A 14449-nucleotide genomic window follows, 5' to 3' on the forward strand; every position below is an offset into this window, starting at 1 on the left:
GGGTAGAGAAAACCTTTAGCGAAGGAAAGTCTTGCCTAATTCGTCCGACATGCGGGACCGCCGGTTCGACGTGCCGTCGGGGGACCGCGCTGGCGGGGCGGTGACGGCCCGGTCGTCGACGAGCAGCGTGGGGGTGGTCCCGGCCGTGACGGTGACCGCGACCGGGGTCCCCACCGGGTGTCGCACGTTGTGCGGCTGCCAGGAGCGCAGCGTCCGGCCGGAGGCCAGCCGGACGTGGTGCAGCACGAACGCGCCGTGGTACTCGACCGCGCTGACCTGCGCCGGGGAGGCGGGGTCCGGCGCCAGCGCCACCTCGTGGGGCCGCAGCACGACGTCGACGTCGACGTCGCTGTCCGCCCACCCCGGCACGGTGGAGACGATGCCGATCTCGCAGGTGAGCAGGGCGCGGTGGACACGGGCGGGCAGGAAGTCCGCGTCCCCCATGAAGGACGCCACGAACCGGGTGGCGGGCTGCTCGAAGACCCTCTCCGGGGTGTCCGACTGCTCGATCACCCCGTCGTGCATGACCACCACGCGGTGGCCGACCGAGAGCGCCTCCGTCTGGTCGTGGGTGACCAGCACGGCGGTGGTGCCGGTCTCGCGCAGCGTGGCCACGGTGTCCCGGCGCACCTGGGCGCGCAGCGACTCGTCCAGGCTCGAGAACGGCTCGTCGAGGAGCACGACGGCGGGGCGGGGGGCCAGCGCCCGCGCCAGGGCCACGCGCTGCTGCTCGCCGCCGGAGAGCTCGTGCGGGTAGCGGTGCGCGAGGTGGCCCAGCCGCACGAGCTCGAGGACCTCGCCCACCCGGGCCCGCCGCTCGCCGCGAGGGAGCCGGTCCAGGCCGAAGGCCACGTTCTTCGCGACCGTCAGGTGCGGGAAGAGGGCGTGGTCCTGGAAGACCAGGCCCACCCGCCGCCGCTCGGGCTCCTGGAACCGGCGCCGGTCCGCCACCACGTCCCCGGCGATGCGGATCGTGCCCTCGTCCGGCCGCTCGAGACCCGCCACGAGGCGCAGCGTGGTGGACTTGCCGCAGCCGGAGGGGCCGATGAGCGTCACCAGCTCGCCCGGCGGGACCGTGAGCTCCAGGCCGCTCACTCCGACGGAGGACCCGTAGTGCTTGCTCAGCCCGTCCAGGACCAGGGCGGGCACGGTCCCGCCGCTGCCGGAGGCGGTCCGCGGGCTCGTGGTCTGCACGGTCATCGGGGCACCTTTCCGTGGCGGTCCGCCCGGTGGGCCTGCCGGACGAGGAAGAAGACGGGCACGACCGCCGCCGCCACGATCACGAGCGCCGGCAGGGCCGCCTTCTCCCAGAAGTTCTCGCGCGCCAGCTCGTAGACCCACACGGAGGCCGTGGTGAAGCCGAACGGGCGCAGGAGCAGCACGATGGGCAGCTCCTTGACGGCGTCGATCACCACGAGCACGAGGGCCGTGGCGACCCCCGGGCGGGCGATGGGCAGGTGCACCCGGGTGAGGACCCGCAGCGGCGACGCCCCGAGGCTCTGCGCGGAGAAGGTGACGGTGGGGGAGATCTTGGCCAGGCTCGCGTCCACGGCCTGGTAGGCCGGGGCGAGGAAGCGAATGACGTAGGCGTAGAGGATGCCCAGCACGGAGCCCGTCACCAGCAGCCCCGTGCCCCCGGGCACACCCGCCCGTTCGAGCGCGCTGTCCAGCCCCGCGAAGGCGATGAGGACGCCGATGCCCACGACGGCACCGGGAACGGCGTAGCCGAAGGTCGTGAGCTGCGCCGCGGAGGCCACCACCCGGCCGCCGCCCATCCGCACCCCGTGCGCGACGGCGAGCGAGAGCGCCACGCAGGCCACGGCGGCGATCCCGGCGACCACGAGGCTGTTGCCCAGGTACTGCGCGAAGCGCGGGTCCGTGAGGGAGTCGGGGTTGCCGAGAGCCTCCCCGACGGCCCACACGAGCAGCTGCAGCACGGGCACGATGAACCCGGCGGAGAGAGCGGCGAGGGCGAGCAGCGTGGCGCCCCAGGCTCGCCAGCCGGTGAGCCGCCGCGGCTGCAGGCCCTGGCCGCGGCCGCCCCGCTGGTGGAACCGGGCCCGGCCCCGGAGCAGCCGCTCGCCGGTCAGCACGGCCACCGCGAACAGCAGCACGAGCACGGCCAGCTGGGTGGCGGAGTGGAAGTCGAAGGTGCCCTTCCACACCAGGTAGACGCCCACGGAGACCGTCTGCACGTTGAAGTACTGCACCGTGGCGAAGTCGGTGAGCGTCTCCATCATCACGAGCGCCAGTCCCGCCGCGAGGGAGGGCCGGGCCAGGGGGATCAGGACCCGCCGGAGCGCGCGCCCCCGGCCGGCGCCCAGGGTCCGTGCGGCGTCGTAGGTCCCGGTCGTCTGCTCGACCAGCGCGGAGCGCGCCAGGAGGTAGACATACGGGTAGAGCGTCAGGGACATCACGAGCACCGCGGCCGGCAGCGAGCGGACCTCGGGCACCCACACGTCCGGTCCCAGGACGGAGCGCAGGGCCCCCTGCACCGGCCCGGCCACGTCGAAGACGGACAGGAACACGAAGCCGAGGATGTAAGCCGGCATGGCCAGCGGCAGCACCAGCAGCCAGACCAGGACGTCCCGCAGGGGAAAGCGGAAGGCGGTCACGAGCCACGCAAGCCCGCCGCCCACCACGAGGGTGCCCGCGCCCACGCCCAGCATCAGCAGGAGCGTGGTGAGCACCATCCGGCCCAGGCCGCGCGGCGGGGTGGTGGTGCCCAGGCTGCCCAGGCCGTCCACGACCACCGCCAGGACCGGGGTGGCCACCACCACGGCGACGAGGACGACGAGCGCCGACCACGCCGGGCGCCCCGAGCCGGGTGCCCGGCGTGGTCGGCGGGCCGGTGTCCTCGTGTCCGCGAGGACGGCGGGTTCGGTCACTGGTAGCCGGCTTCGGCCAGCAGGTCGATGGCCTCCGCGTTGAGGTCCCCGTAGGCCTCGGCGTTCAGGGGCATCCGCTCGAACTCGCCGAAGGCCGCGATCGTGGGCTCGGGCTCCACCGAGGGGTTGACCGGGAACTCGTGGTTGGCGTCCACGAACGCGTTCTGGCCGTCGGTCGCGAGCCACTCGACGAGCCGCTGGGCGTCCTCGGCGTTGTCGGAGCCCTCGACCACGCCGGCCCCCGAGATGTTCACGTGCGTGCCGGCGCCGTCCTGGCTGGCCCAGAAGAGATCGACGTTCAGGTCGGGGTTCTCCTCGAGGGTGCGCGCCAGGTAGTAGTGGTTGTTGATCCCCACGTCGCACGTGCCGGCGTCGATGGCCTCGAGCAGCAGGATGTCGTTGCTCATGATCTGCACGTCGTTGTCGACCCACCCCTCGACGATCTCGAGCGCCCGCTCCCGGCCGTGCAGGTCGATCAGGCTCGCCACGAGGGACTGGGTGTAGGCCGAGGTGGCGTCCCGCATGCACAGCCGGCCCTGCCACTTCGGGTCGGCCAGTCCCGCGTAGGTCTCCGCCGTGTCGAACTCCGCGGTGTCGACGCTGTCCGGGTTGTAGGTCACGGTGCGCGCGCGCATCGCCAGGCCGTACCACCGGCCCTGGGGATCGCGCAGGTCCTCCGGGACCGCCTCCTCGAGGGCCGCGGAGTCCAGCGCGGCCAGCTCGTCCTGCCGGGCGGCGTTCCAGAGGTTGCCCGCGTCCACGGTCATGAACACGTCCGCCGGGCTGTCGTCCCCCTCGGCCTTGAGCCGCTCGAGGAGCTCGGCGTCGTCGCCGGTGATGAACTCGACGCTGATGCCGGTCTCGTCGGTGAACTCGCCGAACGCGCCCTCGAGGTCGTAGTGCCGGGCCGAGTAGATCTGCAGGTCGGCGGGCTGCTCGCCCAGGCCGAGCGTGCCGCAGCCCGTGACCACCGCCGTCAGTGCGGTCAGGATGCCGGTGGTGGCGTACAGGGAACGACGACGCATCGGAGCCTCTTCCTGAGGGCGCGGCGATCAGGAGGCCGCGGGGCGATCATTTGACAAGAAAAGCGTATCCTAATCGAAACGGCCCTCGGGTCGGCCCGGGATCCTTCGACGCCGTCGCCACCACGGGCCCAGGCCGCGCTCCCGGTGGCGGTCCGCGCCCCGGAATAGCGCTCGCCGGAGGACCGTTGCACCGGTCGGGTCGTTCTCCGCGGACGACCCCCCGAGACCCCGCCCGCCCCGAAAGGACCCCCGTGGCTCCCGAGCCCGAGTACTACCGCCCCGTCCCGCTGAACGACGACCCCGGCCGCGCCGGGTACCCCCGGGCGCCCTTCGGGCAGTCGTACGGGCAGCCGTTCGGCGGGGGCGGGCACGGTGCTCCGCGCCCCGGACCGCCCGTGGTCAACGTGGTGGGCGGCAAGTCCGTGGTCCTCGCCTATGTCCTGTGGCTCTTCCTGGGCTGGCTGGGCGTCCACAAGTTCTACCTGCGCCAGCCGATCTGGGGCCTGATCTACCTGTTCCTCGGCGGCCTGGGCTGGACCCTGGCGGGGGTCGGCGTCGGGGTCCTGTTCCTGATCCCGTGGATGCTGCTGATGTTCCTGGACGTCTTCACCATGCCGTTCCGGACGGCCCTCGTGAACGCCTCGATCGCCCGCAGCGCCTACCGTTACTGAGCACCCCGTTCGCCGGGCCCCGGCTCGCAGCGCACCCCGCTGGGCGCAGGCCTGCGCGTGTAGTAGTGTTGTGAGGTCTGTGTGCCCGCCGCCCGACGTGCGGTGCCGGCGCGCGGACGACGCTACAGAACCTCCTGCTGCGGAAGGACCGCAGCCGCTCAGCCCGAAGGAGGTGGGTTCGAACATGCGTGAGTACGAACTGATGGTGATCATCAACCCCGAGGTCGAGGATCGTGCCGTGGAGCCGACTCTCAAGAAGTTCCTCGATGTCGTCACCAAGGACAACGGGACCGTCGACAACGTCGACATCTGGGGCCGTCGTCGCCTCGCCTACGAGATCCAGAAGAAGACCGAGGGCATCTACGCGGTCGTCCGCTTCACCGCGACCCCGCAGACCACCCAGGAGCTCGACCGCGTCCTGAACCTCAACGAGGCCATCATGCGCACCAAGATCATCCGCCCGGAAGAGCAGAAGATCTCCGCCGAGTAAGGACTTCACAACTGATCACCGAGGGCGCCTCCACCGGGCCCCCGGTGAGATGCTGAGAGGTCCCAGCACGTCCCGCACGACCGCGAACATCCTCGACCCGGGAGGTCCACATGGCTGGTGACACCGTCATCACCGTAATCGGCAACCTGACCGCTGACCCCGAGCTGCGCTTCACCCCGTCGGGTGCGGCCGTGGCCAACTTCACCGTTGCGTCCACGCCCCGCACCTTCGACCGCCAGTCCAACGAGTGGAAGGACGGGGAGACCCTGTTCCTGCGCTGCTCCGTGTGGCGCGAGGCGGCCGAGAACGTGGCGGAGTCCCTGCAGAAGGGCATGCGCGTCATCGTCCAGGGTCGGCTCAAGTCGCGGTCCTACGACACCAAGGAAGGCGAGCGTCGCACCGTCACCGAGCTCGACGTCGACGAGGTCGGTCCCTCGCTGCGCTACGCGTCCGCGAAGGTCAACCGCAACGCCCGCTCCGGCGGGCAGGGCGGCGGCTTCGGCGGCGGCGGCCAGCAGGGAGGCGCTCAGCAGGGTGGCGGCTTCGGCGCCGGCGCCCCAGCCGGCGGCGGATTCGGGGGCGACTCCGGGTTCGGCGGCGGTGGCGGCGGCCAGCAGGGCGGTGGCTCCGGCTTCGGCCAGGGCGGCCGCTCCGGCGGCGGGCGCCAGTCCGCTCCGCAGGCCGCACCCCAGAGCGACCCCTGGAGCCAGTCCTCCGGCGGGAACTACGACTGGGGCAGCGGCCAGGACGACGAACCGCCGTTCTAGACCTTCCGCACTTTTCCCATCCACCCCATCCCGCGGTGACAAGCCGCGGGCTCCACTCGAAGAACAAGGAGCACCACGATGGCCAAGGCTGAACTCCGTAAGCCCAAACCAAAGCAGAACCCGCTCAAGGCTGCCAAAGTCACTGAGATCGACTACAAGGACGTTGCGCTGCTGCGCAAGTTCATTTCCGATCGCGGCAAGATCCGCGCCCGCCGTGTCACCGGTGTGACCGTGCAGGAGCAGCGCAAGATCGCCTTGGCGATCAAGAACGCCCGCGAGGTCGCGCTGCTGCCCTACTCCGGCGCCGGCCGCTGATCAGAGAGGACAGACACTCATGGCAAAGATCATCCTGACGACCGAGGTCACGGGTCTCGGCGCTGCCGGTGACGTGGTCGAGGTCAAGAACGGGTACGCCCGCAACTACCTCTTCCCGCGCGGCTTCGCGACTCCGTGGTCGCGCGGCGGCGAGAAGCAGATCGAGAGCATCAAGGCCGCCCGCGCTGCGCGCGAGGTCGCCTCGCTCGAGGACGCCCAGGTCCTGGCCCAGAAGCTGACCTCGGCCACCGTGACCATCCCGGTCAAGGCCGGCTCCGAGGGTCGCCTCTTCGGCACCGTCAAGGCCGAGGACGTCGCCAAGGCCGTCGAGGCCGCCGGCCTCGGCGCCGTGGACAAGCGCAAGGTCGAGCTCAACCAGCACATCAAGACCACCGGTGTGTACCAGGCCTCCGTGCGCCTGCACGAGGACGTCAACGCGAACGTCGAGTTCGAGGTCGTCCCCGCCTGATCGGTCCCTCCGGTCCGTCCGAGCACGGAAAGGGCCCCCGCGGTGCGCCGCGGGGGCCCTTTCCGTCTTCCCGGGGTCCTCGGCGGGAGCGGCCGGCAGGACCGGTCAACGGGGCCGGCGGGCCTCGACGACGACGTCGAGCGCGGTCTCGGCGGTGCGCACCTGCTCGGCGCGCAGCAGGTCCAGTCCCTTGCCCTCGAGCACGGCGACGGTCTCCTGGAGGGTCGGCCGGGGCGCGGTCGGGGGCGGGCCCTCCACGCTGCCGGGGGCGTGCGTGATCCACAGCAGCCGGCCGCCGGGGACGAGCCACTCCGCGGCGCGACGCAGCAGGGCCAGGTCGTGCTGGAAGTACACGGCGACGATCAGGTCGAACCGCGGGGGCACGGCGTCGGGCCCGGAGCGCTGCTCCTGCTCGGGGGTCCAGGTCCGCAGGTCGGCGACCAGGGCGCGGCCCGGCAGGCCGCGCTCCGCCAGGGCATCGGTGATGGTCCGCACGGCGCTGGGGGAGAAGTCCAGGGCGGTGGGGTCGTAGCCCGCCGCCGCCAGTGCCAGGGTGTGGCGGCCGGTGCCCGCGCCGAGGTCGAGGGCGGTCGGCGGGCCGTCCGCGCGCTCCCCGGCCGTCCGGTCCAGGAGGGCGGCGACCTCGGGGTGCGGCTGGGCGCCGTCGGGGGAGGACGCCCCGGAGGCGTACCGGTCCTCCCACATGCGCTGGTTGTCGTCCACGGGGATCTCCTGGGTCGGTCGGGTGCGAGGGTCGGGCGTGCAGGCACTCCTGGGGCGGCGCGGCGGTGCCGTCGGGTGCACCGGGGGACAATGGGTCCATGCCGTCCCTGATCTCCCGCGTCTCACCGTCCGCCCTGTACTGGTTCGGCGTGGGGTGCCTCCTCTTCACCGTACTGGCTTTTGTCGTGGCATTCCTGGGCGGGAACTCCGCAGGAGCCGAGACCTCCATGGCGTTCTTCGTGATCGGGTTCGTCGCGGCGGCGGTGGGGGCGACCGTGACGGCGGTGGTGGCCCTGGCGGGCGCCATCGGGTTTCCCTCCGCCCGGGCCCGGTTCCTGGTGCTGCTCGGGCTGTCGGTGCTCTGCCACCCGCTGCTGTGGCTGGCGCTGATCGCGTCGGTCTCCTGACGCCGCGTTCCGGCTCGACGCCTCCTCGCCGCGGCCCGGAGCCGCGGCTCCCCGCAGGTGCCGGTGGTGGCCGCCGGCCCGCGCGTGCGTGCCTGGGGTGCTCCTGACCCACCGGCGTCCGACGTGGGCCGGAACACGAGTCGGAAAACACGGCGCTGTGGACGGCACCGGTGGTGTCCAAGTCCGCCCTGCACAGGGTGTGCATCGGCATCACCCGTAGTCAGAACGGATTTTGTGGAAGCCTGTGCATAACTTTCCACAGGGTTCTCCCCAGCCTGTGCACAGTCGTCCACGGCGTTTTCCACCGGTTGTCCACAGGGTGGAAAACTCCGCCGACTGGTAGGGTCTTCCGTCCTCCGTGAGCCGATCCGCGAGCCGGTCCGCCAGTCGTCGTCCGCGGGCGGCGGGCTAGGCTCGGGGGCATCCGGCCCGTCCAGTGGCCGGTCCCTGCGGGAGAGGAGCGGTGGATGTCCCCACGCACGCGCGTGGCCCTGGCGCTGGGCAGCGGCGGCGCCCGGGGCTACGCCCACATCGGCGTGGTCGAAGTGCTCGAGGAGCGCGGCTACGACATCGTGACCGTCGCGGGAAGCTCGATGGGGGCGCTCGTGGGCGGGCTCCACGCCGCCGGGCAGATGGAGGCGTACGCGCAGTGGGTGCAGGGGCTGAGTCAGCGGGACGTGCTGCGGCTGCTGGACCCGTCCCCCTCGGCGCCCGGGGTGATCCGGGCGGAGAAGATCATGGCGAAGGTGCGCGAGCTGCTCGACGGCAGGCTCATCGAGGACCTGCCCATCCCCTTCACGGCGGTGGCCACGGACCTGCTCGCCCGCAAGGAGGTGTGGTTCCAGGAGGGCCCGGTGGACGTGGCCGTCCGCGCGTCGATCGCCCTGCCCAGCATCATCACCCCTGTCATGCTCAACGGCCGGCTGCTCGCGGACGGGGGGATCATGAACCCCGTGCCCATCGCCGCGACCGTCGCCACCCGCGCGGACGTGACGGTGGCGGTCTCCCTCTCCGGGGGACAGCAGTCCGGGGAGGGCAGGGTCCCCGCCCACGAGACGGCCGCCGTGCGTCCCTCCGAGGAGTGGGCGGATCGGTTCCGGCGCAGCGCCTCCCACGTCCTGGACCGCGAGCTGACGCGCAGCGTCCTGGAGCGCTTTGCGGAGACCCGCGGCCGCAGCGCCTCGTCCCGGTCGCGGCGCCCGCCCGGGGCGGCCCCCGCGGACGCCGCCGCCGACGCCCTCCTCCAGGACGCCCTCCTCCAGGACGCCGTCCAGGACACCGCCCCGGAGGCACTCCTGGACGCCGCCGAGGAGACCGCGGAGGAGCTCGCACAGGACGGGTTCGGCGCCCTGCCGGCGGGGCTGCGCACGCTCGACGTCATGCAGCTCTCCCTCGAGGTGCTGCAGTCCATGGTGCTGCGCTACCGGCTGGCCGGCTATCCGCCCGACCTGCTCATCACCGTGCCGAAGAGCGCCGGGCGGCTGCTGGACTTCCACCGCGCGGGGGAGCTCATCGAGCTCGGCCGGCGGATGACCGAGGAGGCCATCGACCGCGCCGAGGAGTTCCCGCCGGCGCGGCCGGGGCCGCAGTCCTAGTCGGCCTGGACGATCTCGTCCAGGTTCGCCTCGCTGTCGATGACGTCGTACTTGAGCATCAGCTCGGCGAGGGTCTCGAGCTCGTCGCGGTCCACCTCCGCGTCGAACTCCTCCAGCCGGAGATCGGCGGCGACCTCCTCCGGCATGTTGAGGAAGCTCACGATCGTCTCCCGCACCCGGTCGGGGTTCTCCTGCGCGAACTGGAGCGCCTCGTCGATCGCGGCGTCGTAGTCCTCGAGGACCTCCGGGTTCTCCTCGGTGAACGCCGTGCTGCTGAAGGTGACCATGGTGTCGAGGCCCGGGACGGTGTCCTGGTAGTTGTAGCCGACCAGCGCGGTCTGCTCGCCGTTGATCAGCTGGGTCAGGAACGGTTCGGGGACCCAGGCGGCGTCGATCTCCCCGCGCTCCAGCTGGGCCGGCATGTCCTGGAAGGGCATCTCCACGAAGTTCACGGCGTCGGGATCGCCGCCGGCCTTGCTCACGGCCTCCTTGATGGTCAGGTCGCCCTGGCCGTTGATCGTGTTCACCGCGACACGCTTGCCGGCCAGGTCCGCCCAGGACGCGATGCCGGCGTCCCGGTTGGCGGCGACACCGGTGATGTCCTCGCCCTCGGGCATCGAGCTGCTGTAGCCGCTGAGGATCTTCATGTCCAGCCCCTGGTCCTTGGCCAGGATGACCGAGAGCGGGTTGCCCACGCCGATGTCCATGGAGCCGCCCGAGACGGCCGGGAGCATGGCCGCGCCGCCCTGGGCGGTCTCGATCGTGACGTCCAGGCCGTGCTTCTCGAAGATGCCCTCGTCGAGGGCCAGCTGCACGGGCGCGGACGGCGCGATGGGGATGACGCCGATGGTGAGGGGCTGCAGCTCCTCGCTGTCCCCGCCCCCACCGGTGGTCCCCCCGCCGCCGCAGGCGGTCAGGGCGAACGTCAGGACGGTTCCGACGGCGGCTGCTCTGGCGAACGGGTGCTTCATGGTGGTCCTCTTCCTCGGGTCGGTCCTGCCGGCGCCCGGCACCGGTGGATCCGCTGTGAGATGCATCACGCACATCGGTGCCCTCACCGTAGAGGCAGACCGTTGGATTCGTCAACGGTTGTGGCTCTGAATCGTTGCGCTGTCCCCTGAAAAGAACCGCGGCGGGTCACTGGTCGCGCAGCAGCGCCTCCACGGTGCGGGCGAGGTCCAGCAGCACGGCGTCCGCCCCCGGTCCGGCCGCCAGCTCCAGGCCCACCGGCAGGCCCTCCGCGGTGCGTCCGGCGGGGACGCTGATCCCGGGCGTGCCGATGATGCCGGCCAGATCGGAGTGGCGGGTGAAGGTGTCGAAGGTGGGCACGCGCCGGCCGTTGAGCTCCACGGTCTCGTCGTCGCCGATCGGCCGGGCCGTCAGCGGGCACGTCGGCTGCACCAGGGCCGTCACCCCCTGGGCCTGCATCGCCCCGGTGTACAGCCGCAGGGCGAGCCGGCGCTCCTCCTGGGCCGCCCGGTAGTCGTCGTCGGCGCCGCGGAACACCTGCGCCAGCTCCCAGATCCGCCGCACGTCCGGGCTGCCGATCCCGTCCCGCACCTCGTCGAGGGATCGTCCCGTGCCGCGCGCGGTCAGGTAGGCCTGGAGGTCGGGCAGGAACTCGTGGAGGACGATCGTCATGCCCGCCGTGGCGGCCAGCTCGTGGGCGGGCCGGACGTCGACGCCCACCAGTTCCGCACCGGCCGCCTCCAGCGCTCGCAGGGCCGCGCCGAAGACCGTGTCCACGCCCGGCTCCAGGTCCTCGAGGAACAGCTCGGGCACGCCGAGCCGGACGCCGTGCAGCGGGCCGGGACCCTCGTCGTCGAACTCGAGGTGCCGTGCGCTGGGCACGCCGAGCGGGTGCTCGCCCGCGAGCAGGGCGTCCAGCAGCACGACGTCGTCCACGGTCCGGGCCATGGGGCCGATCGTGTCCCGCGAGTGGGCGATCGGCAGGACGCCCGACGACGGGTAGCGGCCCAGCGTGGGCCGGAACCCCACGATCCCGCACAGGGCGGCGGGGATGCGGGCCGAGCCCCCGGTGTCCGCGGCGACCGCCGCCGGGACCAGGCCCACCGCCACGGCCACCGCAGAGCCCCCGCTGCTGCCGCCGGCACTCAGCGCCGGGTCGGCGGGGTGGCGCACCGGCCCGTACGAGCCGTTGTTGGAGGTGATGCCGAAGGACAGCTCGTGCAGGTTGGTCTTCAGGGCGAACAGGGCGCCCGCCTCCCGCAGGCGGGTCACCGCGGGGGCGTCCCGCGCCACCACGTCGTGCTCGAGCGCGCGGGTCCCGCCCGTGGTGGGGAACCCCGCGACGTCCACGATGTCCTTGACGGCCAGCGGGATCCCTGTCAGCGGGCCCCGCGTCTCCCGGCGGTCCAGCGCGTGCGCGAGGGCCCGTACCAGCTCCGGGTCCGCGCTGATCACCGCTCCCAGCCGCTGCGCCGTAGGCAGGCGCTCCAGCAGGGCGTCGAGGTGCTCCACGTGGCTGATCCGGCGCGCGGCCAGCTCCGCCCGGGTGGTCCGGATGTCCCACGAACAGGGGCCGCTGAGGTCTGTGGTGAGCGTCATGATCCATGGTGTCCACGGACGGGCTCGGGCGGCAAGCGGTGTCCGCGGTCGGTGCGAGAATGGAGGGGCTGCCCGGAAGATCGGGGCGGCGTCGTCGTGTGCGCACTCCGCTGTCCGCAGGGTGCGCGGGGAGAGGTGGACCAGGTGTCGATGGTGTCGGAGCGCTCGTCCGGGAGCGACCGGGAGTACGGCCGGACCCCGCCGCAGGACAACGTCGCGGAGCAGTCCGTGCTCGGCGGCATGATGCTGTCCAAGGACGCGATCGCGGACGTGGTGGAGGTCCTGCGCGGCGTCGACTTCTACAAGCCCGCCCACGAGTCCATCTACGAGGCCGTGATCTCCCTGTACGGGCGCGGCGAGCCGGCCGACGCGATCACCGTGGCGGACGAGCTGACCAAGCGCGGCGAGATCGAGCGCGTCGGCGGTCCGGCGTACCTGCACACCCTCATCTCCTCCGTCCCCACCGCGGCCAACGCGGGCTTCTACGCCGAGATCGTGCGCGAGCGCGGCGTGCTGCGCCGGCTCGTGGAGGCCGGCACCAAGATCGTGCAGCTCGGCTACAGCTCGGACGGCGAGGTCGACGACATCGTCAACGCCGCCCAGGCCGAGATCTACCAGGTGGCCGAGCGCCGCTCCTCCGAGGACTACACGGTGCTCAAGGAGGTCATCGAGTCCACCGTGGACGAGATCGAGGCCGCCGGTTCCCGCGAGGAGGGCATGCGCGGCGTGCCCACCGGCTTCATCGAGCTCGACGAGCTGACCCAGGGCTTCCAGGGCGGCCAGATGATCGTCATCGCGGCGAGGCCGGCCATGGGCAAATCAACCCTGGCCCTCGACGTCGCGCGGTCCGCGGCGATCAAGCACAACCAGACCACGGTGATCTTCTCCCTCGAGATGAGCCGCAACGAGATCGCCATGCGCCTGCTCTCCGCCGAGGCCACGCTGAACATGCAGGACCTGCGCAAGGGCCGCCTGCAGGACGAGCAGTGGGCGAAGATCGCCACCACGATGGGCAAGATGGACTCCGCGCCGCTGTTCATCGACGACTCCCCGAACATGTCCCTCATGGAGATCCGGGCGAAGTGCCGTCGGCTCAAGCAGAAGCACGACCTCAAGCTCGTGGTCCTCGACTACCTCCAGCTCATGAGCTCCGGCAAGAAGGTCGAGTCCCGCCAGCAGGAGGTCTCGGAGTTCTCCCGTGCCCTGAAGCTGCTGGCCAAGGAGCTCGAGGTCCCGGTCATCGCGTTGTCGCAGCTGAACCGCGGCTCGGAGCAGCGCCAGGACAAGAAGCCCATGGTCTCGGACCTTCGTGAAAGTGGATCGATCGAGCAGGACGCGGACATGGTGATCCTGCTCCACCGCGACGACGTCTACGACAAGGAGTCGCCGCGCGCCGGTGAGGCCGACGTGATCGTGGCGAAGCACCGCAACGGTCCCACCAAGACGATCGTGGTGGCGTTCCAGGGTCACTACTCCCGGTTCGCGAACATGGCGCACGAAGGACTGTGACACTCACGCAGGCGAGGCTGTGGGCGGGTGGCCGTCGAGGTCGTTCTGCTCGGGCCTGACCAGCAGCGGATGGAGCGTTCCGCCCTTGAGGTCCCCGAAGCCTGCCTGGGTCAGCTCAGCGGCGATCGCATACCCGTAGGTGGGGCCGTCTGCCATGGTGCGCAGCACGCACAGTCCCAGGACACCGCGGAGCCACTCGCTGCGCTGCGTGGTGATGCTCGTCAGTACACAGCTCCTCTACGTGGAGCATCTGTCCAGTAGGCAGTGGATCCTCTTCGGGTCCGTCACGTCGTCACACAGGGCACATGGCCGGGGCCGTGCGGTTACCTGAGACGGAATTTCTCCGGGACACGTGGGGGCGTGAGCATGAGGCAGGTACTGGGTGGACTTCTCGGTGGGGCGGCGGCACTGAGTCTGGCAACGGGGCTGATGGCGCCGTCGGCGGCGGTCGCGGCGGGAACGGTCTATGACATCGGCTCGGCGTCGAGCCTGACGGTGGTGGTGAACAAGCACCGCCCGCTGAACCCGCAGACCTACGTGCCGAAGTCCCTCACCCGCATCCAGGACGAACGCCTCCGGGGTGTGCGCGCTGCAGGACTGCATCGAGGGCACGCCGGTGGGGGCGTGGGTCGCCACCCATGCGTGGAAGTACGGGTTCATCATCCGCTACCCCAAGGGCGAGCAGGGCGTCACCGGTTACACCTACGAGCCCTGGCACATTCGCTGCGTCGGCTCGGATGTCCTGGCGAAGCAGATACACGCGGGAGACAGGACGACAGGTGAGCCCGACGTCGACACCATGGAGGAGTTCTTCGGCCTGGAGCCGGCGCCGGACTACCTGCAGTGAGCAGGCCGACCCTCACCGCCGACCACGGGCACTGGACGCGGATCACCGGGACACGGCCCGCGCCGGTTCCACCCCGGAATGCCGGGCCGCCGCGGTGGCGGGCCGGTCAGCCGATGACGGTCAGGGCGGAGGGGGCGGATTCGACCCGGACGGTGGTGTTCGCCGGGACGGAGCG

At 71.6% G+C, this 14449-nt stretch carries 16 protein-coding genes; 9 read left to right on the forward strand and 7 right to left on the reverse strand.

The window, feature by feature from the left end; translation table 11 throughout:
- Positions 1-15 precede the first annotated feature (15 nt).
- From ACFYE3_RS08270 to ACFYE3_RS08280, 3 genes are read right to left on the reverse strand one after another with little or no spacing between them, the layout of a single operon-like run.
- The gene (locus ACFYE3_RS08270; RefSeq protein WP_387607879.1) at positions 16-1200 is read right to left on the reverse strand and encodes an ABC transporter ATP-binding protein; all 1185 of its coding nucleotides are present in this window, start codon (positions 1198-1200) and stop codon (positions 16-18) included.
- Complete coding sequence (locus ACFYE3_RS08275) at positions 1197-2888, reverse strand: ABC transporter permease (RefSeq protein ID WP_387607881.1); 1692 nt, start codon at positions 2886-2888, stop codon at positions 1197-1199. Before ACFYE3_RS08275 ends, ACFYE3_RS08270 begins: the two co-directional genes overlap by 4 nt.
- Complete coding sequence (locus tag ACFYE3_RS08280) at positions 2885-3913, reverse strand: extracellular solute-binding protein (RefSeq protein WP_368821438.1); 1029 nt, start codon at positions 3911-3913, stop codon at positions 2885-2887. Before ACFYE3_RS08280 ends, ACFYE3_RS08275 begins: the two co-directional genes overlap by 4 nt.
- Positions 3914-4164: 251 nt before the next feature.
- Between ACFYE3_RS08280 and ACFYE3_RS08285 the strand changes: the two genes are divergently transcribed.
- The 5 genes from ACFYE3_RS08285 (at position 4165) to rplI (ending at position 6625) form a co-directional block, all read left to right on the forward strand.
- Positions 4165-4584: a TM2 domain-containing protein gene (locus ACFYE3_RS08285; RefSeq protein ID WP_387607884.1), complete on the forward strand. Its 420-nt coding sequence runs from the start codon at positions 4165-4167 to the stop codon at positions 4582-4584.
- Positions 4585-4768: 184 nt separating this feature from the next.
- The gene (rpsF, locus tag ACFYE3_RS08290; RefSeq protein ID WP_058873271.1) at positions 4769-5074 is read left to right on the forward strand and encodes a 30S ribosomal protein S6; all 306 of its coding nucleotides are present in this window, start codon (positions 4769-4771) and stop codon (positions 5072-5074) included.
- A 110-nt stretch (positions 5075-5184) separates the two neighbouring features.
- Positions 5185-5841, forward strand: coding sequence for a single-stranded DNA-binding protein (locus ACFYE3_RS08295; protein ID WP_387607887.1), 657 nt, complete (start codon positions 5185-5187; stop codon positions 5839-5841).
- A gap of 78 nt (positions 5842-5919) precedes the next feature.
- Positions 5920-6156, forward strand: a complete 237-nt coding sequence (rpsR, locus tag ACFYE3_RS08300) for a 30S ribosomal protein S18 (RefSeq protein WP_017835048.1) — start codon at positions 5920-5922, stop codon at positions 6154-6156.
- Between the two features lie 19 nt (positions 6157-6175).
- The gene (gene rplI, locus ACFYE3_RS08305; RefSeq protein WP_058873269.1) at positions 6176-6625 is read left to right on the forward strand and encodes a 50S ribosomal protein L9; all 450 of its coding nucleotides are present in this window, start codon (positions 6176-6178) and stop codon (positions 6623-6625) included.
- A gap of 105 nt (positions 6626-6730) precedes the next feature.
- On the opposite strand, the gene ACFYE3_RS08310 is transcribed toward rplI, so the two are convergent.
- On the reverse strand, positions 6731-7348 hold the full coding sequence (locus ACFYE3_RS08310) for a class I SAM-dependent methyltransferase (protein WP_387607891.1): 618 nt from the start codon (positions 7346-7348) through the stop codon (positions 6731-6733).
- A gap of 98 nt (positions 7349-7446) precedes the next feature.
- Here ACFYE3_RS08310 and ACFYE3_RS08315 point away from each other — a divergent pair, with 98 nt between their 5' ends.
- The gene (locus tag ACFYE3_RS08315) at positions 7447-7755 is read left to right on the forward strand and encodes a hypothetical protein (protein ID WP_387607894.1); all 309 of its coding nucleotides are present in this window, start codon (positions 7447-7449) and stop codon (positions 7753-7755) included.
- A 467-nt stretch (positions 7756-8222) separates the two neighbouring features.
- Positions 8223-9350: a patatin-like phospholipase family protein gene (locus ACFYE3_RS08320; protein ID WP_387607896.1), complete on the forward strand. Its 1128-nt coding sequence runs from the start codon at positions 8223-8225 to the stop codon at positions 9348-9350.
- Here the strand turns inward: ACFYE3_RS08320 and ACFYE3_RS08325 are convergent.
- The gene (locus tag ACFYE3_RS08325; RefSeq protein WP_387607898.1) at positions 9347-10321 is read right to left on the reverse strand and encodes an ABC transporter substrate-binding protein; all 975 of its coding nucleotides are present in this window, start codon (positions 10319-10321) and stop codon (positions 9347-9349) included. The genes ACFYE3_RS08320 and ACFYE3_RS08325 overlap by 4 nt on opposite strands.
- A gap of 166 nt (positions 10322-10487) precedes the next feature.
- Entirely contained in the window at positions 10488-11918 is a 1431-nt protein-coding gene (locus tag ACFYE3_RS08330; protein WP_387607900.1) for an amidase family protein, read from the reverse strand.
- A 150-nt stretch (positions 11919-12068) separates the two neighbouring features.
- Here ACFYE3_RS08330 and dnaB point away from each other — a divergent pair, with 150 nt between their 5' ends.
- Positions 12069-13427 carry a replicative DNA helicase gene (gene dnaB / locus ACFYE3_RS08335; RefSeq protein WP_368821556.1) on the forward strand — a complete coding sequence of 453 codons (1359 nt, stop codon included), beginning with the start codon at positions 12069-12071 and terminating at the stop codon, positions 13425-13427.
- A 3-nt stretch (positions 13428-13430) separates the two neighbouring features.
- Here the strand turns inward: dnaB and ACFYE3_RS08340 are convergent, their stop codons facing one another.
- The gene (locus ACFYE3_RS08340) at positions 13431-13583 is read right to left on the reverse strand and encodes a hypothetical protein (protein ID WP_387607901.1); all 153 of its coding nucleotides are present in this window, start codon (positions 13581-13583) and stop codon (positions 13431-13433) included.
- 424 nt (positions 13584-14007) lie between these two features.
- Here ACFYE3_RS08340 and ACFYE3_RS08345 point away from each other — a divergent pair, with 424 nt between their 5' ends.
- The gene (locus ACFYE3_RS08345; protein ID WP_387607904.1) at positions 14008-14274 is read left to right on the forward strand and encodes a D-alanyl-D-alanine carboxypeptidase family protein; all 267 of its coding nucleotides are present in this window, start codon (positions 14008-14010) and stop codon (positions 14272-14274) included.
- Positions 14275-14449 lie beyond the last annotated feature (175 nt).

This window comes from Kocuria arenosa (genome assembly GCF_042879215.1).
GTDB classification, from domain to species: Bacteria; Actinomycetota; Actinomycetes; order Actinomycetales; family Micrococcaceae; genus Kocuria; species Kocuria arenosa.

Coding starts and splice junctions, on each gene's coding strand:
- rplI (WP_058873269.1), top strand. CDS start 6,176: ATGGCAAAGATCATCCTGACGACCGAGGTCACGGGTCTCGGCGCTGCC.
- ACFYE3_RS08330 (WP_387607900.1), bottom strand. CDS start 11,918: ATGACGCTCACCACAGACCTCAGCGGCCCCTGTTCGTGGGACATCCGG.
- ACFYE3_RS08315 (WP_387607894.1), top strand. CDS start 7,447: ATGCCGTCCCTGATCTCCCGCGTCTCACCGTCCGCCCTGTACTGGTTC.
- ACFYE3_RS08295 (WP_387607887.1), top strand. CDS start 5,185: ATGGCTGGTGACACCGTCATCACCGTAATCGGCAACCTGACCGCTGAC.
- dnaB (WP_368821556.1), top strand. CDS start 12,069: ATGGTGTCGGAGCGCTCGTCCGGGAGCGACCGGGAGTACGGCCGGACC.
- ACFYE3_RS08320 (WP_387607896.1), top strand. CDS start 8,223: ATGTCCCCACGCACGCGCGTGGCCCTGGCGCTGGGCAGCGGCGGCGCC.
- ACFYE3_RS08270 (WP_387607879.1), bottom strand. CDS start 1,200: ATGACCGTGCAGACCACGAGCCCGCGGACCGCCTCCGGCAGCGGCGGG.
- rpsF (WP_058873271.1), top strand. CDS start 4,769: ATGCGTGAGTACGAACTGATGGTGATCATCAACCCCGAGGTCGAGGAT.
- ACFYE3_RS08280 (WP_368821438.1), bottom strand. CDS start 3,913: ATGCGTCGTCGTTCCCTGTACGCCACCACCGGCATCCTGACCGCACTG.
- ACFYE3_RS08325 (WP_387607898.1), bottom strand. CDS start 10,321: ATGAAGCACCCGTTCGCCAGAGCAGCCGCCGTCGGAACCGTCCTGACG.
- rpsR (WP_017835048.1), top strand. CDS start 5,920: ATGGCCAAGGCTGAACTCCGTAAGCCCAAACCAAAGCAGAACCCGCTC.
- ACFYE3_RS08340 (WP_387607901.1), bottom strand. CDS start 13,583: ATGGCAGACGGCCCCACCTACGGGTATGCGATCGCCGCTGAGCTGACC.